This is a genomic window from Companilactobacillus farciminis KCTC 3681 = DSM 20184 (genome assembly GCF_002706745.1).
GTDB lineage: Bacteria > Bacillota > Bacilli > Lactobacillales > Lactobacillaceae > Companilactobacillus > Companilactobacillus farciminis.
The window spans coordinates 2,318,853-2,344,512 of the sequence record NZ_CP017702.1 but is presented as its reverse complement, the minus strand read 5'-3'; the positions used below and the strand labels follow the sequence as shown (position 1 = coordinate 2,344,512).

Here is a 25,660-nt window from a genome sequence, read left to right as displayed (position 1 = left end):
AATACACTTTTTATTAGAAAAACTCTTTTTTTAACAAAAACATTGTAGTAGAATTTTTACTTAATTAGTTGCTTTCGAGAGGAAGAATTTTTGTGAAGGATATTTTTAAAAAACAATCAGTAGATAATTATTTAAAAGTAGATGCTAGACTGACCAAAAGTTTAACAGCGAAAGACTTATTAGCATTAGGAATTGGGGCCATTATCGGAACTGGTATTTTTATTTTGCCAGGACACGAAGCAGCATTACATGCGGGACCGGCAGTTGCCATTGCTTTCTTGATTTCAGGTATCGTAGCCGGAGTTGTCGGGATGGCTTATGCAGAATTTGCGGCCGCTATGCCAGTGGCTGGATCAGCGTATTCGTATGGTTCCGTCATTTATGGTGAAGGAATCGGTTGGATTCTCGGTTGGGCCTTGATTTTGGAGTATTTCTTGTCGGTATCCGCTCAATCAGTCGGATTTGCATCGTATTTTAATAACAATATCCTCGGAGCTTTCGGAATTCATCTGCCTAAGTTTTTATCCGCAGGTCCACTAGAAGGTGGGGGAATCAACCTCTCAGCCGTTTTGATCGTTTTGATAATTGCCTTTGTGATTGCTCACGGAACTAGTCTCTCGAAAAAAGTCGAAAATGTTGCGGTTGTTATCAAAGTCACAATTATTGTTTTATTTATTTTGGTTGGAGCGTTGTACATCAAAACTAAAAATTACGTTCCATTCTATCCACAAGAATTTCGTACTTCTCCCTTTGGATTAGGTGGCCTATCAACTTCAGCAGCGACGGTTTTCTTTGCTTTCATCGGATTTGATGCTTTAGCTTCTAATTCAGCAGAAACCATCAATCCTAAAAAAGACGTTGCCAAAGGAATCTTAGGTACAGTCTTTATCGCCATTATTTTGTACGTGGCATTCTCATTAGTTTTGACCGGAATCGTTAACTATAAACAACTAAACGTCGATGATCCGGCAGCGTATGCGTTGAAAGTTATTCATCTAAATACTTGGAATAAATTGATAACTATAGGCGCTCTGGTCGGAATCTTTACCGCTTTAGTGACTCTGTTCTTCGGTGGGTCTAGATTAGTTTATGCTCTAGGACGTGACGGTTTATTGCCAAGCAAGATGGGCGAAGTCGATATGAAATACGCCGTGCCAAAGAATGCGATTATCGTTGCTACAGTCGTGCAAGCCTTTTTCGCTGGTTTAGTACCATTGACTGAATTGACTTCGTTGATCAATGCCGGAACCTTGTTGGCTTTTACCTTCATATCATTTGGAATTATTCCTTTGCGCCATCGTAAAGATATCCCTAACAAAGATGGCTATAAGATGCCACTTTATCCTGTTTTGCCAGTTCTAGCCGGATTAGCTAGTTTGTATTTCTTGATAATGTTGCCAAAGTTATCAAAAATCACTGTAGTTATTTGGCTGATAATTGGTGTGATAGTGTACCTTACTTATGGTTTGAAACATTCTAAATTGCAAAAAAAATAACCTCCGATTGGAAGTTATTTTTTCTTACTCTTAGGAGCCTTTTGATTGTTGATCATGTGAATTATCAAGGTAACAATGATGGCACCGACTAAGACACCAACGAAGACTAAGTTTGGAACCTCAATGTCGATAGCGGGAATTGATAAGAACAACTTGATAGAAATAAACAAGATCAAGAAGTAGGCCATACCGTTTAATTCTGGAATCTTACTCATCAAGCCCATAATCAATTCGGCGATACCTCTCATGGCTAAGATACCAATCATACCACCAATCAAGACGATAACTGGGTTGCTAGAAACAGCTAGTGAAGCCAAAACTGAGTCAATTGAGAAGACGATATCCATTAATTCAATTGAGATAACAACTTGCCAGAATCTAGAGATGTGGAGATGCTTCTCGAGTTTGTTTTTCTTTTTGGGTTCTGTCGGAGCTTCAACTTTCTTTTTATTAGTGAAGAAGAAGTGCTTTAAGAACAAGTAGAATAGGTAAGCAGCACCGAAAACTTTGATCCACCAGAAGTTAATTAAGTAGACACCGACACCGATAACTAAAAATCTAAAAATGTAGGCACCGAATAATCCGTAGAAAAGGGATTTTTCTTGTTCAACTTTATTTGGCAGCGATTGAGTTTGGGCAGCTAAAACTACCGCATTATCAACGGATAAGATACATTCCATCACTACTAGTGAGAGGATAATTAACCAGTCTTCACCTGATTCGATCACAGTTGCCCAGTTGTGAAGATCGAAGAATGGGCCGTACATATTAACTAGTGCATTCAATCAATATTCCTTGCTTTCATATTGTTTTTGTTGTGTAAAGCATACCAGATATTTACTGTAAATAACAAATTAATAATTGGGGGGAGGATGAAATATGCCGTCGTCCGCAAAATTTCTGTGATTGGCTGGAACGCTGGCGACGCCACTTTGAACTACTGCATAAACCAAGTGCGCAGCATTTCAAAGCTGGGTCTTATTCTAAGCGATAAATCGCTAAGAATTTGCCGGCTGAGCCATCACAGAGATTTTGCTCCCGACTAGATTCAGCTTTTATTTTTTTCATTATTTTTTGGTTTAAAGCTATTCCAGTAGTCATCAGTAGGCTTGACAATGGGATTATCAGGCAAAATATGCATTTCGATTAATTTATCATGGATGATTGCATAATCTAGTGAGGTTTTCTTTGGCATAGAAAGACTCCCTTCTTATTTACGTATCAGGTATAAATATAAATAAAAAGCCCTAACAGAACTCATCGAAGTGAATTCTATCGGGACTTATAAAATTAAGTTGCAGGTACGAATGTAGTGTAGATCAACCAAATATTTAAAATAGTCAATACTACAGCGATAAAGTAACCGATGTACTCGATTAGTTTGTTATTAGCGAATTCGCCCATCAATTCTTTGTTACTTGTAAATTTGATCAATGGGAAAATTGAGAATGGTAATGCGACACTCAAGAATACTTGTGAGAATGTCAAAAGTGATTCGATTTTTGCTTCGTTACCGTTATAAATAATAGCAAAAGTAATAACTGGGATGATTGACATCAAACGAGTAATTACACGTCTTGCCCAAAGTTTCATCTTCATGTGGACGAAACCTTCCATAACGATTTGACCAGACAAAGTACCAGTAATTGTTGAGTTTTGACCTGATGCCAATAGGGCAATTGCGAACAAAATACTCAAGACAGGACTAGCAACAGCGCCGGCAACTTTTGGATCTTGCAAGGCATTGAACAAGTCAACGAAACGTCCAAGGTCACTGTTTGTACCATAGAACAAAGCAGCACCTAGAAGTAATAGTAAAGTATTAACGATGAAAGCCAAAGTTAATTGAATATTTGAATCCCAAGTTGAGAAACGAACGGCTTGATGAACACTCTTAGGGTCTTCACGGTCGTATTTTCTCGCTTGTGAAATTGAAGAATGCAAGTACAAATTATGTGGCATAACTGTCGCACCAACGATACCAAGAGAAATGTAAAGCATACTTTGATTTTGTAGAATTTGTGGGTTGGGAACGAATCCGACTACCATTTGTCCCATATCTGGACGTGCCAAGATAACTTCGTATAGGAAAACGAATAGAATAACCATAATTAAAGCTGCAACGATAGCTTCGATCTTTCTAAAGCCAAGTTTCATCAAGACTAATAGAAGTAAAACATCGAATGCGGTAATAATAACACCCCAGAGCACAGGTATGTTGAAAAGCAATTTCAGCGCGATGGCCGAACCGATAATTTCAGCGATATCAGTCGCCATGATAGCTAATTCAGTGATGATCCAAAGAATAAAACCACCAACTTTAGAAGTTCTATCTCTAGTTAATTGAGCCAAATCTCTTCCGGTCACAATGCCTAGTTTAGCCGCCATGTATTGCAGAAGCATCGCAATCAAACTAGAAATCAAGATAACAGATAGTAATTTGTACTTAAATTGAGCACCACCAGCAATAGATGTTACCCAGTTACCTGGATCCATGTAACCCACGGCAACTAAGGCACCAGGACCACTGTATGCTAATAGGGTTTTAAAGAAACCCGCATCAGTTGGAACCTCAACGGTGTCATTAATTTCTTCCAAGGAAGGGCCGTTAGCATAATGAATTAGGCTTTCGTGTTTTTTATTTTTTTCACTCAAGCGTATATCCCCCTTTTTCAATCTCAAGATATAATATCATGTTAGAGAGCAACATTAAAGGGTCTAAATAAAATAATTAAGTATCCCTAAAAATAATCGCCAAAAAGCCGTCATAATTGCATTTTTTTGATAAATTGGCATGAATATTTTTATGCCAGATTGGTTATTTTAACAAATAAATCAATGCAAATGATTACATTTTTCTGAAACTATCAATTCATCTTCATGTATTTAATGACTGAGTACGATACAATATAAGTGATAGATTTTGAAAATAAAATATACTTGATTATAATTACTAGAAAAGGGATAAATTTAAATGAGTGTAATACTACTAATAGTTGATGTGATCTTTTTCGTCGGTGCCGTTTTCAATGTTTATTGGCAGTCACAGATTGAAATTAGATCAATTTATAAAATTTCATCATTGATTTTCGCAGCCTTTATCGGTGCATGGTTACTAGTTTCACCAACTGGTCAATTATCTTACATCATCATGGTTGCCTTGTTCATGTTGTTGAATATTATGAATGGTGTCGGTGGAGTCGGAGAAAAGAAAATTGTTCTCAATGGCTTTTATTCAGGTGTGCTCGATTATGCTTCCGTCGTTCACGTAACTTTGATTCCAATTGAGATTCAAGGTCGTAAACCTAAAGTAGCAGTGATTTTCAATACAAAAAGACCCCAACAAGTGGAAATGAACTTTAATATTTCCTATAAAGAAATGCAAAAGTATCTTGATAAAAAGTTGTCTAATGAAGTTTCTGTGGAAGTTGGACAAATATAAGCAAAATGAAAATGAGATGACGATTCCGATTACTGGAGTTTGTCATCTCATTTTTTTGTTAAGGATATTTAATGGTACTTCCAAATTTCAAAGGGATAAATCCATATTGATAGTATTTATCCAATATTTTTGCATCAATTTTTTTTAATTTTGAATCTATAAAATGAAACAGATTACGATATTCAAGTGGTAATCCGGAAATGCGATTTTTTAGATTCAACGATGGATCAGCTTGTAATAATGATTTTCTCAGTTCAAACATAATTTTGTTGCTATCTTCACCATCATTTAATTCTTTGTGAAGATGCGATAATTCTATTCTGGTTTCATTATATTTTGGGTTTGTTACTTGTCGATAAGCTATTTCTACCATATTAGAAAGTTCTTCACGCATGTTATTCCTCCTATAGTTGATTAAAGACCCATTCCAAAGAAAAAGTCGTTTCCTAAGTTTTTCAAAGCAGACATTTTGTGCCACAATTTTGATTCAGTATCGTTAAGGCTGACATTTTCAGAGGTTCTTAACATTGAAGCCTTAGTAAGAAAGTAAAGAAATGCACCAGTGAATGCTTTTCCATCTTTTTTCTTCAGTTCTGTTAAAGTCATTTCGACATAGTTACAGGTTTCAGTATTAGGATGATATTTCTTTAGGGCAGTACTCAAGTTAGTAACGGCATTAATAATTTTTGCTTTGTCATCGTCTTTCATAATTGATACCTCCAAGAGATTATGTTGAATGGCTATAAGTATATAAGTTAATTTAAACATAATTGAATAGATGGTAAGTGAAAATATCCTGAATGGCAGTTCTTATAGTCTTGGAGATTGAAAAACATTTTACTTTTGGCCCTCTAAATTAATTGCAAAAGTAACTTTAAACCGCTTAGTGTTGAAGGATTTTCTTGATTTCAGATTTAAGTTTTCTTGATTTACCTATTGGAAACTTTTTGGCTGAATCGTTTTTGAATGTAATGAGTCTAGTAGTGAAGTTGGCATTTCTGATATTGTTAGGATTTATTAGGCATGATCTGTTGAGCTTTAAAAGAAAAGGATATTCTTTTTCTAAATCACTTATTTTGTTGTAAAACTCATAATTGCCATTGATTGTTTCTAACGTTAATCGATGGGGAACACTTGAGGTCTCGATGAGGACAATTTCAGATTGATCAAAGTTATATATCTGATTACCGATTTCAAAAGTAAAATTAGAATTCTCTTTTTCCATAGTTTTGTTTGTTATATTTTCTGCATATTTTAGAGCATCGTATAATTTATCCCGATAATCTTCAATGCTTTGGTCCTTTTCAATAAAATCTATAGCTCCAACTTTATTTTTTAGAGTAACTGGTGCCATTTCGTCATGGGTTGTAGTAAAAATAATATTGGCTTGAACATCCATTTTTCTTATCTTTTTAGCTAAGTCAATTCCATTTATATTTGTTCCTAAATCAATGTCGAGAAAATAAATCCCATGGGATAATGGCTTTTCGGATAAGTAATTAATTACTTCATTAGGATTTAAAGCAGCTAATTTCAGTTCTAAAGGATCGTCATGAAACATAATATAACTTTCAAGTATTATTTTGATATTTTTGAGTTGAGTGGGATTGTCCTCACATATAACTATTGGATAACTCATAATAATCTCCTAATTTTTAGTAAGGACAATTTGAATATTAAATATTTTTTCATCCTTATGATAATTAATAAATAAATTTGGATATTTTTTGCTTATATCTTGAATATTTATCATGCCAAGCCCGGCATGATTTTTTTTGGTGGAAAATCCTGCCTTGCGCATATTTTGGATAGTGGGTGACTTAGAGTGTACAAGAGTATTCTCGATGGAAAATAAAGTGGTTTTATCATCATTAATTATTGCTATTTTGATATTTCCATTTGGATTATCCTCGACTTCTTCTATGGCATTATCGATTGAAATACCTAATAATCTTATGAAATCAAATATGTTCATGCCGATATTTTTGATAATCGATTTGCATTCAAAACTATATTTGATATCAAGTGTTTTCATTGTTTTGAATTTACTGATCAATAGACTCTTTATATAAGAATTAGAGACGTACTCCAAATCTTTATAGAAGTTCATAGGTGTGTTTTCAAAATAAATGTTTGAATAGCCATTTAATTCGTCAAGTGATTTTTTCAATTCGTTATTATTTTCAGATTTGGCCAATTCTTCAAGACTCAAAAGTATATTTTTATAATCGTGTTTGAACTTATGCATGTTTTTTTGATCAGTATCTAATTGGCTGGTATATAACTTTAGATTATCGATTTGCTTAATCAGTGATTCTTTCTCTAAGTTCTCTTTTTGTTTTTTTATCTCAGCCGATGAATATAAAATTGTTAATAGTGTCTGTATTATTAAAAACAATATTACACCGACAATTAATTTCTTATATGCTCTAAAATGTTGAATTAAGTTCATGAATAAAAATAATGATATGTATAAATATGACAATAAAAAGGTTAATTGAGGTGATTTCTGTTTTTTAACTAAAGTACTAAAGCCAAAATACCTGTAGAGTAATATGGCTAATGTTGATAGTAAAAAGCAGGTTACGGAGTCTATTAGAACAAGTAAGAGACTGTTTATAGTAAATATGTTATTAAAATACACTATCAATGAAGAACTGATTATTGAAAACGAGAGTTCTAATATGGCTCCTAGAAGAATTGAATTTATTAAGTAATAATTTGTCTGGTGATTCTCATTGAGTAAGAAATACATGGCTATAAAAAGAGTGAAAATCATCCAATTAGGTAGAAAATAATCCAAGATAAGAGAATACACAAATAGCAAAAATATTTTCAATCCATTTTTTGTATTTATCTTACGTTTCAAATAATAAATATTGATGAAGACATAAAAGAATATTAATTCTGTAAAAAAATCATCAATTATGGTTCCAATGATGCTGATTTCTATCATGAGTTTGATCTCCATAAAATATGCTAAATAATATTTTACCTACAATTTATGAAAAATAAAAAAATACCTTCTTCTGATGATTTTCTTCAAATCTCATAATGGCTAAAGTATTGCAGATTTTGAATGTTTTTTTGAATGAATATCACAAAAATGGTGAATGGAATCCTAAATCGAAAATTCATATTTTTAGGCAATTCATGATATCAAAAGCACTTATTCAGGACATATGTCGTATCAAATATTTGCCCCTATGTAAAATATAAAGACAGGATCACTAACACTTATTTGTTAGCAATCCTGTCTTTATACGTTTTGGTTAGTGTTGACTTGCTTCTCATCATTTTCCGTTAAGGCCGTGTAAATAGCACCCAAGCCTAATACCAAACATATGATGTCTAATAATCCAGTTATTGAAAAAAGTTGATCATGATGAAATAATCCGAATGTCTCGTATAGTAAGGATAATCCAACCCAGAATCCCAGTTTTTTATAGAACTTTTTGTTTATATTTAATGATTTAAGTTTGAACATATTAACCCCTTGTTACATATTGTTTTTTTGATTGGATTCACTCTGTGTAAATAAATGCAGGATCAATTATATCATTTTTGAATAATGATTAAAAAATCCCTCTAAAGATATCAAATGAATTATATTATTCACCTAACACCCATAGAAGGATTATCATATTCAAAAAATTAGATTAAATGGAATACTGCAGAGATCCCTATGATTAAGAAAGCAACACCTATGAATAGGGAGAAGTAGATGGCTAGTGGAGAAAATCCTGATGTGGTCTTATTTCCAACTGTTTTCAGAACGTTTAAATATTTGATACTGATGAAGAATTGCCAAATGCCGATAAGTACAAATAGAACGCCAAAGATACTTTCCATGATTCCTGACCTCCATATTATTAATTATAGACTGGCTCCCCAAAGATTGTTCCCTAAAGAATTAAAAGCAAACAGCTTACGCCAAAGTGTTTTTTCCTCCTTATTAAGTTGGATATTGTCTGATATTTTTACGATATTAGCTTGATTAAAGAAGAGTTGTAAACTTCCGGTAAAGGCTACTCCATCGCTTTTTTTAAGTTTTTGTAGTGTCTCACTGACATAAGAAGTTGTTTCTGACTGTGCGTGATTCTTCTGCAATTCTGAAACTAAGGCCTGCATAGTATTGACAACTTCTGTTTTGTTTACCATCGTATGTTGTTCCTTTCTAGATTGAGAGCTATAAATATTTCTATAAGATTAGTATAGCATCAAGAAAGTAAGCGGTAACAAAATATCCTGAGTAGTGGATTTTTTTGTCTTGAATTTTAGTACCCATAATAAATACTTGATAATTGAGTTAATTGTTGCAACTTTTCTTGTTGATCTTTAGGTAAAGTGATGCCGTTTTTGTGCATGGTTGTTGAGATTGTTAGATTCATGCGGCTGAGGATATAGGGAACGGCGGACTCCCTTTTTTCTAATTCAATTTTGAAATCAGTTAATACTTCTTGGAGTGGTTTAGTTGTGTCATCATCCAAATTATCTAGTAGATCGTCAATAATTGAGATTGCCACCTCGCTGCGGTCTTTACCGCCAACAAACCATTTTAATTTCTTCATATTGTGCCCTCCAAAGTGGAAATTTAATATTTGTTATAATTGTATTAGTAGATATCATTACATCCGACAAGGATGATACGCGGGGAATAAAAATATAGCAACTGTTATAACACCTTTGATAACGTAAAATGAGTTTAACTTTTAAATCACGGATGGTCTGCGGTTATCGTCTATGATGGTTGTTGGTAGTACTTTTAACAGTATGTCCAACAATAAAGAGGAAGAATTAGTATTAAGTGATCTGTATGATTTTGTCTTGAATCCTAATATTTCTACCAGCGAAAGAAAAATAGGACTTATGGCAAAAAAGGATTTGGAAAAAGGTAGATATATTGTGGCAGTTCTAAATCAAATCGTGGTTAGTTTTCAGCAGTTAGCCTTGAGAAATAAGGGATTAACAACTGAAGCATCACAATTTTACGATACTATTTACCCAATTCTCATAAAATTAAAACCTATTGGAACTAATCTTGGATATATCGGAATCAATAATAGTTATTTAGAGTAAATATTTAAAGGAGATAGTTAATGTTAGATATAGATACAACCAAAAAAGTAATTCATGAATTGTACAATTCGTTACATTCGCATCCTGATCAATCACCTTATTTGTTGAATATAACGGATGTTTTGAGTCAAGTTTATATGAAATTAGATGTGGTGAAGAATCCTGAAGCATGGCTTAGTAGATTAGTGAATTATATTTATATGGAAGCTTTTAGTAGAGTTCCATTTTCCAGAGAAGAAGATAAGTTGTTGATCCGATTAGGTGACTTGTCTAAAAAATCGGGACTTAATGGTCGGAATCGAGCTAGCTTTGACGATAAATCTCAGTTTTACGGGTTGTTTGAAAAAATGCCTCGACGCTAAATAGCATTTTTAAAAAGAAGGACTAATTATGGATAAAAAAGAATTAATTTGGTCAAGAATGGATGAATTGATCATGTCCGATAACGTATCAGATTCGGAAAGAAAGATATTTGTAGAAGCTAAACAAAAGATTTCCAAAGGTCAAGATAGTGAAGCTGTGGCTGGAAAACTTAAAATACAATTGTCACTATTGTCATTAAAAAAGCAGCTATCACCTGATGTTGTACCGTTTTTTACTGAATTATCCAGAGTGTACTTAGGATATGGAGGACGCGATAACATTTCAATCATCTCTTAGTACAAAAAAGCAGAACCACTAACGCAGTTGTTAGCAGTCCTGCTTTTTGATTTTAAATGTTGCCAATAAAATCTGGTTTGGAAAGGTAATTGGGGTGTGAAGGATGAAGTATAATCAGCAACAGAAAATGTTAAAACTATTGATTGAGTTTCAGCAAGATCTTTTACTAAACATTAACAATGAAACGAATCAACAAATAATAAAACTATTAAACGATGGGATATTCAAATTATCAAGGGAAAAATGTCAGGGTTTAGTGTTTGATAACTTGGTTCATGATTTAGTCCAACAGATTAGTTTAAAGATCGCTAATGGAAATGTTTCTTTTAATACAGAAACGAGAAAAAACTGGTCCGCAATTGTTAATATGAAAAAGGGACCATCTGATAATTCTCTAGCTTATACGCTTTTGAATCTATTCCATAGGTAAATCAAAAAGGCAGAGCCACTAACACAATTGTTAGCAGTTCTGCCCTTTTGATTCTGTCTATAATGAATACCTGGTAATCGAACTAGGTATTATAATTGTTCCAATCTTTTCAAGACATTTTTGTTTTCTTTGATTAGTTCATTAACAATTTTTAAAAGTTCTTTATCCGAACTAGTCATGCCATTTTTATCAGTCATAAGTGAACCTCTCTATTAATACATTGTACACATGGACAATAATATCTCAATTGTTTTGTATCCAAGTAAAGAAAGAACGTAGGATCTAGTCCGGAATATTAACTTAATTCCATACCTTCACGACGTTGCTCGCGTTTTCGTAACCATGGCATAACGAAGCCTAGTCCGAATAAGACGATAACAGTAATGAAGTTTAGTAGAAGTTGATGATTGAAAGCACCAGTACCGAACTTAGCTTCTTGAGGGATGAATCCTAAAGTAGCACAGATGAAGGTAAAGGCTAGACACCAACCACCGACGATCAAAGCGCCAGTTTTATTTTTGATGAAAGTATAATCTGAATGGAACTTGTCTTGGTGCATTCTCATAGCAACGAAGGCGAAGAAAACCCAACAAGTTTTATATGGTGAAATGATTCCGTTGATATTTAACAACCAGTTATAAATAGTGTTGATATTTGGCAAAGTACCTGTTAGCAATAATAGGAACAAACTCAAACCAGTTGTCATCGTGTAACTGTGAACAGGACGACCATTCTTATTTTTCTTAGTCAACCACTTAGGCATGAACTTGTCAGCGACATCACCGGCAAAGACACGACTGGAAGCATCGAGCAAGACAGCTAATTGAGCCATCATGAAGATTGCTTGAACGACCGCAAAGATGTACATCAATAATTTACCGACACCCAAACTGTTACCCAATAATTGGAAGGCATAGTAAGGACCGTTCATCTTGAAATCATGTGGAATGTGGTTGGCGTTGAAGAACATTGCTAAGGCCAAAGTACCAAAGATAGTCAAGAATCCAGTCATGATAGCAAGTAGCCACATAGCTTTGGGAAATTCGTGTTTAGGATCACGCATTTGAACGACGTATGGCGCAGCTAGTTCAGCCCCGGACATGGCAAAAATCAATAATCCAGTTGTTGAGAAGTATTTCAGACTAAAGTTAGGCTTGAAAGCTCCCCAGTTGAAAGGTTGTGTAGCGATATGGTGGCCGTGTAAAACAGCGTAGCCAGCTAATAGAACGAACAAAGCTGACATGATGAACATGGCACCTCCACCAATTAGTGAAAGGATTTCTAGTGAGTTTTTGATAACATTTTCTAATAAGATAAAGATCAAAATGATAGCAAAAGTTAGGATTCCAAACCAGAAAGTTGACATTCTTTTATCTAAAGTATTGTTACCTAAGAACATCCAACTGAATGAAACGATAACCGAGTTAGAAACATCGACGATGTAGGGCACACTTTGAACCCAATACATCCAAGAAGTCCAATAACCTAGAGTGTTATTACTGGAATGACGAACCCATGAAGCTAAACCTCCGGCTTGATTGTCCAACGTTAAACTCATTTGACTGGAAATCAAAGCGTAAGGAATAACGTAGGCGAAGAGTAGGAAAATCCATGAGATGACCACAGATAGTCCTTGGTTTTGAAATGGATAAAAGATGTTTTCAAAACTGATGATAGTAACGAAGTCGATCAAGGCAATGACCGGCCAACTTAAATAGTGCTTTTTATTTGGTTCTAAAGATTCCAATTTTATTTTCCCCCGAATTCGTGTAAAAGTCTTGTGTTAGTAGACTCCAACGATTTGGGGGCTTTAATGTAAGTAAAGAACTGTTGAATTTCACTTGTTATGACTCCAATGTGTAGATATAATCAATGCCGTAATAAATTTTCATAAATAATATTGCTAAAATGAAAAAAACATACCCAGAAAATTATAAGTATTTATATATCATTTGCAATACTTTTTTGAAAAAACATTAAAATAATAGGAGGAAATTATGAATTTTCTGAAAATTGCCATCGGAAATGATGTGATAATCAGCGATTCGACTGATTTTGAGATAGTTTCATTTACAGAAAACGCCACTGCTTCAGAATTAGCAGCAATCGTCTTGAATGAACACGATCAAAAGAATTTGTCAGTCGCCAAAAATCTACAAGAAACATCAGGTCTAGGCATTCCTATTATTACAACTGATGGGAAGACTGACGTTACGGTTAAGGCGCTACAACTAGCAAATGACTATCAAACTAAGATGGTACCAGGCTTTTTGAGCGACTTGATCAACTTTGCGGAAGACAAACCAATCAGTTTTACAACTCCGGGACACCATAACGGTCAATACTATGAAAAACATCCAGCTGGTGTAGTCTTCAATCGTTTCTTCGGTAAGAATTTAATGTTCGCCGATACGTCCGATACTGTCGCTGAATTGGGCGATACGATGACTCACGAAGGAACTCCACTGACGGCTGAACAAAAGGCCGCGCAAACGTATAACGCCGATAAAGTTTATTTTTGTACTAATGGGACAACCAGCTCTAATTCGATTTGTGCCAGTGCCTTGTTATCTGAAGATGATTTAGTTTTATTTGACCGCAATAATCACAAGTCGCTTTACAACAGTGCTTTGGTGATGAGTGGGGCCAAGCCAGTCTATGTGCCAACTGATCGTAATCCTTTGGGTTTGATTGGAGAAATGAATCCTGAAGCCTTAGACGAAGATAAATTACGTAAAGAAATCAGTAAAGTTGATCCTAAAAGAGCTCAAGCCAAGCGTCCTTTTAGATTAGCAATCTTACAATTAGAAACATACGATGGTGTTTTCTACGATGCACAATGGATAATTGATAAAATCGGCCATCTCTGCGATTACATTTTGTTCGACTGCGCATGGGGTGGATTTGAACAATTCGTGCCTATCATGAAACATCTCTCACCATTATCGTTGGAATACGGACCAGATGATCCAGGAATCTTAGTAACGCAATCATTACACAAACAACAGGCAGGACTTGCGCAAACTTCACAGATTTTGAAAAAAGATGCCCATCTGAAAGGCCAAGCTCGTTATGTCGACCATAAACATTTCAACAACGCTTATTTGAAATTCGTCACATCTAGTTATTCTTATCCAATTTACGCTTCTTTGACAGTCAACGCCTATTTGACAGCTGGTCAAGGTAATAAGAATTGGTGGGATGAAACTTTACGTTTGGGTATTGAATGGCGTAAGCAGTTGTTACAGAAGTCTAAATTATTTAAACCTTTAGTTCCCGATAACTTCTTGCAGATCAGTACCGATGATTTAGCTACTCACAGTGAGTATTGGAATTTGAAGAGTAGCGATAATTGGCATGGTTTCAAAAAAATTGCTGACGGACAAGCAATGATCGACCCACTGAAAATTACCGTTATAACGCCGGGGGTCGATATCAAAAATGCTCAATATCAAGATTCAGGGATTCCTGGTCCAGTAGTAGCGGAATTTTTGATGGAGAAACGAATTATCCGTGCCAAAGATGATTTGAATTCATTATTATTCCTACTAACTCCTGGCGATTCAAGGGAAGAATTAGATATACTATTAGAGGCCTTTTTGGAATTTGAGCGTTTGTATTTGGCCGATGCTCCATTAACAGAAGTTTTGCCAAGATTAGCGCAACAATATCCAAAACGTTATCAAGGTTATACTTTGAAACAGTTGTGCCAAGAGATGCATGACTACTATCGTCAAAACAAGACTTTTACTCTTCAAAAGGAATTGTTTGCCAAAAAGGACATGCAAAATTACGAGATGACACCGGCTCAAGCAGATAGATTGTTCATGAAAAATCAGAGTGAATTGGTTGATTTGAAGGATATCAAAGGTCGAATTGCAGTCGAAGGGGCATTGCCATACCCTCCCGGAGTCTTCATTGTGGCACCTGGTGAAAAATGGCAAGATGTCGATTTGAAGTATTTTGAAGATCTCGTTGGAGCTATCGAACGTTTTCCTGGTTTTGTGCCAGAAATTCAAGGTGTATATTGGGATAAGAATGCGGACGGAACAATTTCTGTACAAGCGGAAGTTTTAAAAAATAATTATTGAGGGAGTTTATTATGTCATTATCATGGACAGATGATTTACCAGAAGATTTAAAGAACAAAGTTGCTAAAGTAGAAAGGTTGATTCAACCACGTCTAGAGGAGATTGACCAACAAGTTTTGTACAATCAACAACGAGTTTTGAACTTATTTAGAAAGCACCGTGTTGGGGAAGAGGATTTAGTACCATCAACTGGTTATGGTTACGATGATATCGGCCGTGACAAAATTGAAGCAATTTACGCTGACTATTTCAAAGTTGACGACGCCTTAGTTCGTCCTCAATTTGCTTCAGGAACACACGCTATTTCAACAGCTTTGTTCAGTATGTTGCGTCCCGGCAATACGCTTTATTATTTAACAGGAACTCCTTACGATACGATCCAAGAAGTTATCGGTTTAGCTGGAAACAAGCGCGGCAACATGAAGGAATACGGGATTGATTTCAAAGCGACTGGATTACTAGATGATGGTTCAGTTGACTATGATCAAGCCAAAAAAGACTTACAAGATGAATCCATCAAAGTGGTTGCTATTCAACGTTCTCGTGGTTACGCCGTTCGAGATAGTTTCACAGTTGAAAAAATTGCCAAGATGATCAAATTCGTTAAATCAATTCGTCCTGACGTCAACGTCTTCATCGATAATTGTTACGGTGAATTTTCAGAAAAAGAAGAACCAACTTTCTACGGTGCTGATATCATGGCTGGTTCACTTTACAAGAATGCTGGAGCTGGTTTAGTTAAGAGTGGTGCTTACATCGTTGGTCGTGAAGACTTAGTTGACGGTGCCGGTTCACGTTTGACAGTTCCTGGTGCTGGTAAAGGTGAAGGTGCTACTTGGGGTTACTTGCGTGACTTCTATCAAGGATTCTTCATGGCCGCTCATACGACTGGTGAAGCCTTGAAAGGTATGATCTTCACTTCAGCTTTGTGCGAAGAAATGGGCATGAATGTTTCACCTAAGTGGGATGCTCCAAGAACAGATATCGTTCAAACAGTTTCCTTCGGTGATCCAGATCCAATGGTTAAGTTCTGTGCTGCCATTCAACACTATTCACCAATGAATTCTTTCGTTGATCCAATTCCTAGTCACCAAGATGGCTATGAAGATGACGTCGTTATGGCTTCAGGTAGTTTCGTTGAAGGTTCAACTATCGAGTTATCATCTGATGGACCAATCAGACCACCATATTCACTATATATTCAAGGTGGTTTGTCATATGCACACGTTCAAATCGCAATTACACAAGCAGTTAGAGAAACATTTTATAAATAGATAAAATAAAGCCCCGATAGAATTCAGTAATTGAGTTCCGTCGGGGTTTTGTTATTTCTTAATGATTTTTTCGATAGCTGCAACTTCATCATCAGTGAAATCTAGCTTGTTGATGGTATCTAAATTGTCGTCTAAGTGTTTTACGCTAGTAGTTCCGATAATTACACTTGATACGACAGGATCTCTTAAAAGCCATGCTAGTGACATTTGACTCAAGGTTTGATTACGGTTTTGGGCGATGTCATTTAACTCATTTAGTTTAGCAACTAAGGCATCTTTACCATTGGCTAATAGGGCTTTGTTAGTTGGATGAATCTTGAAGTCATCAGTTAATCCATCTAAATAGCGGTCGGATAATAGTCCTTCACATAGTGGCCCGTAGGCAATAGCACCAACGCCGCCGTTTTTTAGAACATCTCTTAAACCGCTAGTATCAACGTGGTCATTTAACAAATTCATACTCATTTGGTTCAAGACGACTGGTGTGCCGAGTTCTTTGAATAGTTTGAGTGCTTCTTTCATCTGGGGAACTTCAAAATTTGAAACTCCAACGTACAATGCCTTACCAGATTTGACGATATCATCAAGGGCACGAACAGTTTCATAGATTGGTGTTTGGTCGTCATAACGGTGAGCGTAAAGTACATCGACATAATCCAAGTTAAGGCGTTCTAGAGAAGAGTCGATTCCTTGAAGGAGAGCTTTTCTAGAAGTACCGGTACCAAAAGGTCCATCGTGAATTTCATAGCCAATTTTGGTAGAAATTACTAATTCGTCACGATATGGTTTTAAATCAGTGTTCAAAACTTGTCCGAGCAATCTTTCTGAACTACCGAAGTCGCCGTCACCATAGTGGTTAGCAACATCGAAGTGGAAGACACCACGGTCAAAAGCATGTAGCAAAACTTTCTTGCGGTCGGCTAGTGGATCGGCACTGCCATAATGGCGCCACAATCCTAGAGAAATTGGTGGTAAAACTAGACCAGAGTTTCCAGCATGGCGCACTGGTCCTTGGTAACGATTATCTGAAGCTGTATACATCTAATCATCCTTTCAACTACTGAATTAACTAAATGATAAATCACTGCAAACGGTTACGCAATTAACTAGCCACTAATTAAGTCGCGTCTTCTGTAACCGAGATAACCGACAACGATTAAAATAACGGCGATGAGCAATTGCCACCCAAAAGTTGCCACGTCGAAATTGTGAACGGGGACCTTATCGATGAAGCCAAAAGGTGTGATTTTTTCAGTCCAATCAGGTAGTTTTAACAGCTTGCCGAAGTATTTTACAAAGAATCCGACGATTAAATAACCATAATTTAAACTGACTAATTTAGGTATCCAGCCTAGTAGACAGGTTGAAATACCAAGCATGATTAGAGTTGGAGACAAGTAGCCGATGAAACAATTCCAGAAGAGATCAAATTTCAAAGGTTGATCCATAACGGCGTTACCACCAAGGTATAATCCCAAAATACCAGCGAATAGGACCGCAATACTAGTAATGAATGCGACCAAAGTTACAGAAGAAAATAGTCTGAATCGACTAGTAGGTTTTGAATGAATGATTTCTAAGTAACCTTTATTTTCACCTGTTTTTAAATAATTGATTAGGGAAATGCCAGGAATCAAGGCTAAAACGGCAAAGACGATAATCAAAACGCCAATAAACTGTTTGATTAACAACAAATTAGCGGTGTCAATGGCTTTGGTATCTAATAATTGACTAAACATCGGATTGGTTTTGAGAATATCTCCGATAGTGTTAAAAATTGAGCCATAAGTCATGCCTAAAATCATAATTCCGAAGAACCAAACTAAAATGCTGATTCGATTGAGGCGCCACAATAATGAAATTGGTCCACGTAAGAAGAAACTGGCGCTTTTTCGTCCCGGTCTAGTAGCAATCAAGCCAGAACCGATGTCACGATGTCCATTGAGATAAAAGGCTAGGATTATCAAAATCGTTGAAACTACGAGCATAAAAAGGACTGGCAACCAGTTGTTATCTTGATAAGTGGAGAACTTTTCGACCCAACCTAAAGGAACAAACCAAGTGTATTTGGGATGCGTAACGTCGGTAATCATTCTAGCAATGTACATTACCGCAAAAATTAAATAAGCGAGTATCGTTGCGGAACGTGAATTGTCACTCAACTGAGCTACCACGGCGGCCACAGTAGCGAACATGAAACCAGTTGCACCTAATCCGATACCCAATAAGAAATTACCGTTAGTATCAGTTCCAGATAAACCAGCGAATTGTAGTCCGATAGCGTAAATCAGACCAATGCCAAAATTTAAAACGAAGCTTTCGATCAAAACCGCTGCTAAATGTGACATCCGACCGACTGCGTGTGCTTGAATCAATTCTAAAACGCCGGATTCTTCTTCACCACGGGTATTTTTGATTACGAAGTAGTAGTTCATAATGATGGCAAAGATAGCCATAAAGACGGTCATTTCAGCTGCAAAGACGTCAGCACTAGTGTAAGGACCTTGAGGCATTTTCCCAAAGAGGGAGACCATTGCTGGAGTTTTGAGGGTTTTAACTATTTGGTCGATGCCAGCTTTTGAACCATAAAGACTAGTGAATTTACCAGCAACGCCAACGAATAGAGCTATCAAGACTAAAGCCCAGAGTGATAGTTTGAACCAGTCACGTTTGAAATTAAATTTGGTTAAGAAAAGAATTTTTTGGAATCTTTTAGTTTGCATGTTGATCCACCTCGTTGGAATCATAATAACGAAGGAATAAATCTTCTAGAGTTGGTGGTGTAGCTTGGATAGAGAGGATTTGCTTCTTAGATAAGTAATCCATTACAGCATCCAAATGGTCGGAATCGACGGCTAGAGTTTGGCTACCATTGTTTTCCATAACGACGTTATGAACACCAATTAAAGTTGGCAGTTCAGGGGTAGGTTCGGCAGTCTGGACTTTGATGACAGTCCTAGTCAGATGTCTCATTTGTTCCAATGTGCCAGTTTCGACGATTTCACCGTTACGAATAATGCCGATTCGGTCACACATTTTTTCTACTTCGGATAAGATGTGACTCGACAGTAAAACAGCTTTGCCAGCTTGTTTGAGCTTGAGCACTTCTTGTTGGAAAACTTCTTCATTCAAAGGATCTAATCCGGAAGTAGGTTCATCGAAAATATACAACTGAGCTTCTGTCGATAAGGCCGCAATCAAGGCGACTTTTTGACGATTACCTTTGGAGTAAGTACGAGCTTTCTTAGTAGGGTCGAGTTGGAATCTTTTAATTAACTCGTCAGTTTTTTGAGTGTGACTATTGTGGCTGAGTTTTAAAAACAGGTCGATGATTTCACCACCGGTCAGATTAGGCCACAAGTAAACATCACCGGGAACGTAGGCTAGATGCTGATGAATTTTGACGGCATCCTTGAAAACATCACGTCCAAAGATTGTTGCTCTACCGCCAGATGCCCGCAAGATTCCGAGAAGAGTCCGAATCGTGGTTGATTTCCCAGCACCATTGGGTCCGATAAATCCAAAGACTTCCCCGGGATAAATATCAAAAGTAATATTTTTTAAGGCTTGAAATTTGCCGAATCTCTTTTGAAGGTGATTGACATGTAAAGTTGGTTTTGGTTGATTAAACATAATAATTTACCTCTAAAAATGAAATATAATTCTTGAATAGTTCACTATTTACCGAGTATATTAAAACTGGGTATTATGCTTGTCAATCGCGGAATAATGGGCTTTTGAACTATTTTGGGAGTCGATTTTAGAAAGATTGATAGATTAAGCCAAAAACTGAAATATTTAATAAAAAATTTTTCGAGGAATTTATTATGACTAATAATTTAAAACGTAAAAAAGATAAAAGACAGACAATTTTAAATGCAGCAACCAAAGTATTTTTGGAAAAAGGCTATAAAAAAACCTCCATAGCAAATATTGCTAAAGAGGCACAGTCTTCTCAAGTGACGTTGTATAAGTATTTTCCTAGTAAAGTAGCTTTAGGACGAGAAGTTATTATTAAATTAATTGTTGACGGTTATTCAGAATATGACAAATTGTTGGATGATGACTCACTGTCATTTGTCGAAAAGATGAAAACAATGATGAATAGTGGTTCGAGTTTAGCTGATGACATCAATGATGATTTTGCGATGTTTTTACAGCGAGAATTCAGTAGTCAAAATGGTGATAACAGTGTTGTAAAAGTCTATAACCAATACAAACGTAATTTCTGGTTTAAGTTGTTGGATCAAGGACGCCAAGAAGGGATTTTGAGTGACGAGGTAACTAATGAGGGTGCAATGATTTTCTTGGATCTGTTTGTTAATTATTCAATGAATGCTGGTGAAAATGCTGTCGTAGCCTTAAAAAATCACGAAAAGGACATCATCCACCTATTCTTTTACGGAATTATAGGTCGTTAAACCTGGCAATAATAGTTGATAATCACGAAAATAGTCACTCTTGAGTTTGCCGAATTCATCGATTAAAGCGTGCAATTCTTCAGCTTGTTTAGAATCCATTTTGAAGTCCTTTTGAACGGCATTTTTAAGCTGCATGTAAGTGGGCCGTTTTGTAAAAGTATGCAGTTGAGTGAAGAGTTTCATGGCGTAGTTGTCGGCTACAAAGACAGGGCGATGGAAGTAGTAGAGCAGTAACACGTCAGCTGTTTCGTTGCCGATACCTTTGAGAGCGAGTAGTTTTTTGCGAAGAAGATTGGTGGGAAGTTTTTCCCATTCGTCGAAATCATTCACGTAGGCAGTTAAGAGTGAACGTAAGTAGATAGCCTTATTGTGGAAGAACCCACTAGGTTGAATTAATTGTTCTAAGTCAGCAGCGGATAATTGCAAAATTTTGTCAGCTTCAAAGTCAGTTGCTTTTTTGAGGTTATCTAATGATTTAGCGACGTTCTTTGAGTTAGTATTTTGGATCAAAATCATTCCCGAAAGCATTTCTTCAGTTTTTTCAGCTGGCCACCAGTTTTGTGGTCCGAGCTTTTTAGTCAGTAAGTTTAGTAGTTCATAAATATCAATTTGTGTGTACAAAGTTATTTCCCCCAGAAGTTAATTATCCAATATGTCGGTTAAAAAAGGGTACATTTTCACTTGGATACGTTTTCATGAGCTTTTGCGATTATTTCAGAAAAATAATTGTGATACGATAATATACGCTGATTAATTATGGGGGTGTAATTATTATGGGTATTATTTTTGTTATAGGTTCTATTACGTCTCTAATCCTTGAGAAATATGTTTTAGCAAATAATTCACACGTTTGGTTGGGAGCTATCGAACCAGTAATTTCAATTATTTTCATAATTAGTTTAATGTTAACTAATTACATGAAATTTGATGTTTTAAACGTCATTTTAGCGGTCGTATACGTTTCACTAAGCTTTATTTTCTGGGGACAGGGAAACGATTTATACCATCAAAAAGTCGTTAATCGAATATATGAATAGAATTTATTCTATCAAAAAAGGACTTCACTAGAGTGTAATACATTCTGGCGAAGTCCTTTTTGTTAATAATCAGATAAAAGTGAACCAATCATTGCCGCAAAGATGAAGAAGTAAAGAAGTACTACTAATACGGCAAGGGCGAATTGGAATATTCCGGCACGATTCCAAGTTGCTTGAACCGCTTTAAAAGTTTCCACATCGCTATAGTTGCCTTTTTGCCAAGCCCAAGTGTTACCCTTAAATCCAACGACGAAGATCCAAAAAATGTTAAAAATTGGAATCAAGCAGAGTAGTGGTAAATAGGTTTTGTTACCAATTCCCCAGATAAAATTAAACATAAAGGCTCCCCAGTTCCAACCTTTGATTTCATTTGGTACGGCTCTTCCAGTTTCGTTCATAGATTTCCCCTTTTGTAATAATTTGTGCAGTAAGTATAACGTAAAGAGAAATTTCTAACTACAAAAAATCAACGTTTTAGCAATAAAATTAATCCAAAAATAATCAAGACCATGTAAACGTACTTAGTAAAATGCTGGCTGTCGATTTTTGAATTGATCCAATTTCCTAGTGGTATCACGATTAACAATAAAGGGATGACCATTGCGAGCAATTTGACAACTTCAATATTCCACATACCAGAAGCTAATTGACTCAAAACGACCAAACTACCGACGCAGACGAAATGCCCTTGTAAGATGCCACGTAATTTGTCAGCGTCCCATTTTTTAGCTGTACCGTAGACAACGATGGGAACGCCGTGGCTGTTAAATGAAGCACCCAAAATTCCCGAAACGATTCCAGCTAGATAATCGTATTTATCATTAATTTTTAAATTAGAAGTCTTTTGACGTTTTAAAGCATAGAGATTGTATACACCATAAATTACGATAAAACTCCCTAATACTTTCATGATGATTTGTGGAGAACCGAGCTTGATAATCAAAATACCAACGGGAATTCCCAAAATTGAACCGATAACTAGTCGTTTGAGAGTTGCTAAATCGATGTGTTGGCGATATTTCAAAGCTACTGGAACTGCTACGATCAAACCTAAGGCTCCAATCAAAGCAGTTGAAGTTTGTAAGTCAAAGGCTATCAAAGCTAGTAACGGCATGGTAACTAGAGCTTCACCGAATCCAAAAACAGTCCGCATCAAAGCTCCAAATAAGGCGATTAAAACTACGATAAAGTAAGTCATTAAATTTATCCTTTCTTAATAGATGATGTCTATAATATTGTTATAGAAAAATTCTCTTTGATATAATGGCTCCAAGATAAGTAAAAATAGCAGAAGGGAGATAACAAAATGGATAACACTAGATTGGCAAGATTCATCACTTCTTTAGGAAGCTTGAATGGTTATGGCAGTACAGTTGCACAAACTAAACGAGCCTTGGACATTGGTTCTAGTAAACCCTTGAATCAAAATAATGATGATGTGGCAATCTTTGAGGATGCGTTGTCTGGCATCAAGGCTATCAAAAAAATAGGTTTTAACGTTGATGGAATCATTGCCATTAATAAAAGTTTTGATTCACCCTCTGAAGAAGAACCTGATTTGCCCGGTCATTTAAGAAATGAATACTACAATTCAGACGATGCCATTGCGATTGCGACTGCCCCTAATTCTTCAGTAAACGATTATTACAGACCACCAGCAGTAGTTACTCGTCAAGATCTACAAGAAATCGTGGAGATTTTTAATAAATCTAATAAATCAGAAAAAGATGCTTGGAAAGTATTTGCTAGTTTAGCTAAATTGCAACCCTTCCAGGATGGTAATAAGAGAACGGCTTTAATTGCAGCAAATGCTGCCTTTGATACTTGGGAAGACGAGAATTATTTGACTTTGCCATTCAACGATTTGGATCGAGCTGAATTTACAATTTCTTTGATGAGATATTATAAGGCTGACGATTCTACTCAAGAAGAAAGAGCTTTTGAACATATGCTTAGTTTGTTACCTACTGATAAAGAAAGAACTGCGCATTTGAAAGCACCATTAACAGATGCTGAAAAGCAAGCCCAATCTATATCTCCAACTATCAAAGTTAAAGAAGAATTTAGATCTGATAAAAAATAGAATTCTCAAAAATAAGAGGGCCAAGTTAGACTTGGTCCTCTTTTGTGATATTCTCTACAGAATTGGTGATAAGAGTCGTGAAAATCTTTGTTTAAAGTGGAGCCACATACCTTGTTCTTTGATAATTTCTGGTGTCAAAAGAATTGAGTCATCCATATCTTTTTTGATGGAACGAGTAATTTGATGTGCGACTTTGGCATCGTAAATAAAGGCGTTAGCTTCAAAGTTCAGTGAGTAACTTCTGAAGTCGTGATTCATTGAACCTACAGAACATATTTTATCATCAAAGACAGATGTTTTGGCATGTAAGAAACCTTTTTGATAACTATAAATTTTGATTCCGTAAGTCGTTAGTAAATTAGCATAATATTGAGTTGCACGATAGATAAATGGGTGATCAGGCATACATGGAATCATGATCCTGACGTCGACCCCAGACCTTGCAGCAATCGTTAGGGCAGTGAACATAGCATCGTCAGGTACTAAGTAAGGTGATTGAATCCAGACACTCTTCTTGGCACTGACAATCATATCGATGAAACCATCTTTTAGGATTTCTTCACGGTTATCTGGCCCGTCAGAAATGATTTGGATAGGTAAGTTAGCATCGGTATTGAATTTATCAGATGGGAAGTATTTTTCCAAGAACTCTAACGGTTCAGCACTGCGGTCTAGAGAAGCATTCCAGTCACGGAAGAAACGCTCTTGTAACAACAATGTAGCGGCACCGAAGATTCTTGAATGGGTATCACGCCAATAACCGAATTTCTCAGTAGTGTTGACGTATTGATCACCAACGTTGAATCCACCGATCCAACCAATTGTACCATCGATAACAACGATTTTTCTGTGCAAGTGATAGTTCAAACGAGTTTTAGCAATCACATTTTTAGAGGTGATAAATGGTAAAACTTCACCACCAGCGGCTTGGAATTTCTTGAAGTATTTAGGCTTAGTTCCACCAGAACCCCATGGATCATAAAGGATTCTGACTTCGAGACCTTCTTTGGCTTTTTGAGTTAATAAGTCTAAGAACTGATCACCGATATTACTCTTGATAAAAGCGTAGTATTCCACGTGAACAGTTTCTTTGGCTTTTTTGATATCTTCAAACATGTTTTTGAACTTTTCTTGCCCATCAAAGAATAGCTCAATCTCATTGTGACGCGTTAGTGGCGCTTCTTCGGTCTCATTGAAGAAGCTTATTATATGGTCGGCATAACGCGTCTCATCGTAACGAGAGGCGTTTTGAGGACGCTTTTGAGCAGCTATGGCCATTTTCTTTAGTTGGCTTAAACTGTAATGTTCTTGTCGGCTAATATTGAAGATTTTTTCTTGAGCAATCCCACGACCCAAGAAAGCATATATAAGGAATCCGACAATTGGTAATAACACGAGAACTAAAATCCAAGCCCAAGTAGTAACGATATTACGAGGCCTGTGGAAGACAGTGATCAGTGCTGAAATTGTATTGACTAGTAAGATAATGAGAATTAGCCAAATGATCCAAATATCAATCATAAAATAAATTCCCCTCTATTATTCTTACTAGAAAGTTTACTTCAAAATGCTCATAAAATCTAATTTTTAGAGTTTTAAAATAAAATAAAAAAAGCCCAATTTATGGGCTTTTTTTGATAATAAGAA

28 protein-coding genes are annotated in these 25,660 nt (G+C 36.0%); 11 read left to right on the top strand and 17 right to left on the bottom strand.

The window, feature by feature from the left end:
* Nucleotides 1–92: 92 nt before the first annotated feature.
* The gene (locus tag LF20184_RS11635) at nucleotides 93–1,496 is read left to right on the top strand and encodes an APC family permease (protein WP_010018214.1); all 1,404 of its coding nucleotides are present in this window, start codon (nucleotides 93–95) and stop codon (nucleotides 1,494–1,496) included.
* A gap of 14 nt (nucleotides 1,497–1,510) precedes the next feature.
* On the opposite strand, the gene LF20184_RS11630 is transcribed toward LF20184_RS11635, so the two are convergent.
* From LF20184_RS11630 to LF20184_RS11620, 3 genes are all read right to left on the bottom strand, one after another.
* Nucleotides 1,511–2,263: a MeeY/MeeF family manganese export membrane protein gene (locus LF20184_RS11630; RefSeq protein WP_035181790.1), complete on the bottom strand. Its 753-nt coding sequence runs from the start codon at nucleotides 2,261–2,263 to the stop codon at nucleotides 1,511–1,513.
* Between the two features lie 281 nt (nucleotides 2,264–2,544).
* Nucleotides 2,545–2,691 (bottom strand): hypothetical protein, encoded by a 147-nt coding sequence (locus LF20184_RS11625; RefSeq protein WP_010018216.1) that lies wholly within the window; start codon nucleotides 2,689–2,691, stop codon nucleotides 2,545–2,547.
* 95 nt (nucleotides 2,692–2,786) lie between these two features.
* Nucleotides 2,787–4,151, bottom strand: a complete 1,365-nt coding sequence (locus LF20184_RS11620; RefSeq protein ID WP_010018218.1) for an Nramp family divalent metal transporter — start codon at nucleotides 4,149–4,151, stop codon at nucleotides 2,787–2,789.
* 319 nt (nucleotides 4,152–4,470) lie between these two features.
* Here LF20184_RS11620 and LF20184_RS11615 point away from each other — a divergent pair, with 319 nt between their 5' ends.
* A complete protein-coding gene (locus LF20184_RS11615) occupies nucleotides 4,471–4,938 on the top strand; it encodes a hypothetical protein (protein ID WP_010018220.1) in 468 nt (155 codons plus the stop codon).
* Nucleotides 4,939–4,996: 58 nt separating this feature from the next.
* Here LF20184_RS11615 and LF20184_RS11610 read toward each other — a convergent pair whose 3' ends face one another.
* The 6 genes from LF20184_RS11610 to LF20184_RS11575 form a co-directional block, all read right to left on the bottom strand.
* Nucleotides 4,997–5,332: a hypothetical protein gene (locus LF20184_RS11610; RefSeq protein ID WP_056945161.1), complete on the bottom strand. Its 336-nt coding sequence runs from the start codon at nucleotides 5,330–5,332 to the stop codon at nucleotides 4,997–4,999.
* Between the two features lie 20 nt (nucleotides 5,333–5,352).
* Nucleotides 5,353–5,646, bottom strand: a complete 294-nt coding sequence (locus LF20184_RS11605; protein ID WP_010018222.1) for a hypothetical protein — start codon at nucleotides 5,644–5,646, stop codon at nucleotides 5,353–5,355.
* 175 nt (nucleotides 5,647–5,821) lie between these two features.
* On the bottom strand, nucleotides 5,822–6,577 hold the full coding sequence (locus tag LF20184_RS11600; RefSeq protein WP_010018223.1) for a response regulator transcription factor: 756 nt from the start codon (nucleotides 6,575–6,577) through the stop codon (nucleotides 5,822–5,824).
* A gap of 9 nt (nucleotides 6,578–6,586) precedes the next feature.
* A complete protein-coding gene (locus LF20184_RS12805; protein WP_157769895.1) occupies nucleotides 6,587–7,390 on the bottom strand; it encodes a GHKL domain-containing protein in 804 nt (267 codons plus the stop codon).
* A 1,424-nt stretch (nucleotides 7,391–8,814) separates the two neighbouring features.
* Complete coding sequence (locus LF20184_RS11580; protein WP_010018228.1) at nucleotides 8,815–9,099, bottom strand: hypothetical protein; 285 nt, start codon at nucleotides 9,097–9,099, stop codon at nucleotides 8,815–8,817.
* Nucleotides 9,100–9,215: 116 nt separating this feature from the next.
* Nucleotides 9,216–9,509, bottom strand: coding sequence for a bacteriocin immunity protein (locus LF20184_RS11575; protein WP_010018230.1), 294 nt, complete (start codon nucleotides 9,507–9,509; stop codon nucleotides 9,216–9,218).
* A gap of 172 nt (nucleotides 9,510–9,681) precedes the next feature.
* On the opposite strand from LF20184_RS11575, the gene LF20184_RS11570 reads away from it, so the two are divergent.
* From LF20184_RS11570 to LF20184_RS11555, 4 genes are all read left to right on the top strand, one after another.
* Complete coding sequence (locus tag LF20184_RS11570) at nucleotides 9,682–10,017, top strand: bacteriocin immunity family protein (protein WP_010018232.1); 336 nt, start codon at nucleotides 9,682–9,684, stop codon at nucleotides 10,015–10,017.
* A 20-nt stretch (nucleotides 10,018–10,037) separates the two neighbouring features.
* Entirely contained in the window at nucleotides 10,038–10,379 is a 342-nt protein-coding gene (locus LF20184_RS11565; RefSeq protein ID WP_010018233.1) for a bacteriocin immunity protein, read from the top strand.
* 28 nt (nucleotides 10,380–10,407) lie between these two features.
* The gene (locus LF20184_RS11560) at nucleotides 10,408–10,677 is read left to right on the top strand and encodes a bacteriocin immunity family protein (protein WP_010018234.1); all 270 of its coding nucleotides are present in this window, start codon (nucleotides 10,408–10,410) and stop codon (nucleotides 10,675–10,677) included.
* A gap of 103 nt (nucleotides 10,678–10,780) precedes the next feature.
* Complete coding sequence (locus tag LF20184_RS11555; protein WP_010018236.1) at nucleotides 10,781–11,107, top strand: hypothetical protein; 327 nt, start codon at nucleotides 10,781–10,783, stop codon at nucleotides 11,105–11,107.
* A 295-nt stretch (nucleotides 11,108–11,402) separates the two neighbouring features.
* Here the strand turns inward: LF20184_RS11555 and LF20184_RS11550 are convergent, their stop codons facing one another.
* Nucleotides 11,403–12,854 carry an APC family permease gene (locus LF20184_RS11550; RefSeq protein WP_010018239.1) on the bottom strand — a complete coding sequence of 484 codons (1,452 nt, stop codon included), beginning with the start codon at nucleotides 12,852–12,854 and terminating at the stop codon, nucleotides 11,403–11,405.
* Between the two features lie 250 nt (nucleotides 12,855–13,104).
* On the opposite strand from LF20184_RS11550, the gene LF20184_RS11545 reads away from it, so the two are divergent.
* The gene (locus LF20184_RS11545; protein WP_010018240.1) at nucleotides 13,105–15,198 is read left to right on the top strand and encodes a putative ornithine decarboxylase; all 2,094 of its coding nucleotides are present in this window, start codon (nucleotides 13,105–13,107) and stop codon (nucleotides 15,196–15,198) included.
* An 11-nt stretch (nucleotides 15,199–15,209) separates the two neighbouring features.
* Nucleotides 15,210–16,472 carry a methionine gamma-lyase family protein gene (locus tag LF20184_RS11540; protein ID WP_010018241.1) on the top strand — a complete coding sequence of 421 codons (1,263 nt, stop codon included), beginning with the start codon at nucleotides 15,210–15,212 and terminating at the stop codon, nucleotides 16,470–16,472.
* A 51-nt stretch (nucleotides 16,473–16,523) separates the two neighbouring features.
* Here LF20184_RS11540 and LF20184_RS11535 read toward each other — a convergent pair whose 3' ends face one another.
* The 3 genes from LF20184_RS11535 to LF20184_RS11525 all read right to left on the bottom strand — a co-directional run bounded on the left by LF20184_RS11535 (nucleotide 16,524) and on the right by LF20184_RS11525 (nucleotide 20,105).
* Nucleotides 16,524–17,513 (bottom strand): aldo/keto reductase, encoded by a 990-nt coding sequence (locus LF20184_RS11535; RefSeq protein WP_010018243.1) that lies wholly within the window; start codon nucleotides 17,511–17,513, stop codon nucleotides 16,524–16,526.
* 65 nt (nucleotides 17,514–17,578) lie between these two features.
* The gene (locus tag LF20184_RS11530) at nucleotides 17,579–19,195 is read right to left on the bottom strand and encodes an ABC transporter permease (RefSeq protein ID WP_010018244.1); all 1,617 of its coding nucleotides are present in this window, start codon (nucleotides 19,193–19,195) and stop codon (nucleotides 17,579–17,581) included.
* Entirely contained in the window at nucleotides 19,185–20,105 is a 921-nt protein-coding gene (locus tag LF20184_RS11525; RefSeq protein ID WP_010018245.1) for an ABC transporter ATP-binding protein, read from the bottom strand. The genes LF20184_RS11530 and LF20184_RS11525 overlap by 11 nt, the downstream gene beginning before the upstream one ends.
* 194 nt (nucleotides 20,106–20,299) lie before the next feature.
* Here LF20184_RS11525 and LF20184_RS11520 point away from each other — a divergent pair, with 194 nt between their 5' ends.
* Nucleotides 20,300–20,893, top strand: coding sequence for a TetR/AcrR family transcriptional regulator (locus LF20184_RS11520; RefSeq protein WP_010018246.1), 594 nt, complete (start codon nucleotides 20,300–20,302; stop codon nucleotides 20,891–20,893).
* Here LF20184_RS11520 and LF20184_RS11515 read toward each other — a convergent pair.
* Nucleotides 20,864–21,514 carry an endonuclease III domain-containing protein gene (locus tag LF20184_RS11515; protein ID WP_010018247.1) on the bottom strand — a complete coding sequence of 217 codons (651 nt, stop codon included), beginning with the start codon at nucleotides 21,512–21,514 and terminating at the stop codon, nucleotides 20,864–20,866. The genes LF20184_RS11520 and LF20184_RS11515 overlap by 30 nt on opposite strands.
* Nucleotides 21,515–21,666: 152 nt before the next feature.
* Here LF20184_RS11515 and LF20184_RS11510 point away from each other — a divergent pair, with 152 nt between their 5' ends.
* Nucleotides 21,667–21,930, top strand: a complete 264-nt coding sequence (locus tag LF20184_RS11510; protein WP_010018248.1) for a hypothetical protein — start codon at nucleotides 21,667–21,669, stop codon at nucleotides 21,928–21,930.
* A gap of 62 nt (nucleotides 21,931–21,992) precedes the next feature.
* Here LF20184_RS11510 and LF20184_RS11505 read toward each other — a convergent pair whose 3' ends face one another.
* Complete coding sequence (locus LF20184_RS11505) at nucleotides 21,993–22,328, bottom strand: hypothetical protein (protein ID WP_010018249.1); 336 nt, start codon at nucleotides 22,326–22,328, stop codon at nucleotides 21,993–21,995.
* Between the two features lie 68 nt (nucleotides 22,329–22,396).
* Nucleotides 22,397–23,128, bottom strand: coding sequence for a sulfite exporter TauE/SafE family protein (locus tag LF20184_RS11500; RefSeq protein ID WP_010018250.1), 732 nt, complete (start codon nucleotides 23,126–23,128; stop codon nucleotides 22,397–22,399).
* Nucleotides 23,129–23,236: 108 nt separating this feature from the next.
* On the opposite strand from LF20184_RS11500, the gene LF20184_RS11495 reads away from it, so the two are divergent.
* A complete protein-coding gene (locus tag LF20184_RS11495) occupies nucleotides 23,237–24,013 on the top strand; it encodes a Fic family protein (RefSeq protein WP_010018251.1) in 777 nt (258 codons plus the stop codon).
* A gap of 54 nt (nucleotides 24,014–24,067) precedes the next feature.
* On the opposite strand, the gene cls is transcribed toward LF20184_RS11495, so the two are convergent.
* Nucleotides 24,068–25,534, bottom strand: coding sequence for a cardiolipin synthase (gene cls, locus LF20184_RS11490; protein ID WP_010018253.1), 1,467 nt, complete (start codon nucleotides 25,532–25,534; stop codon nucleotides 24,068–24,070).
* Nucleotides 25,535–25,660: the final 126 nt, after the last annotated feature.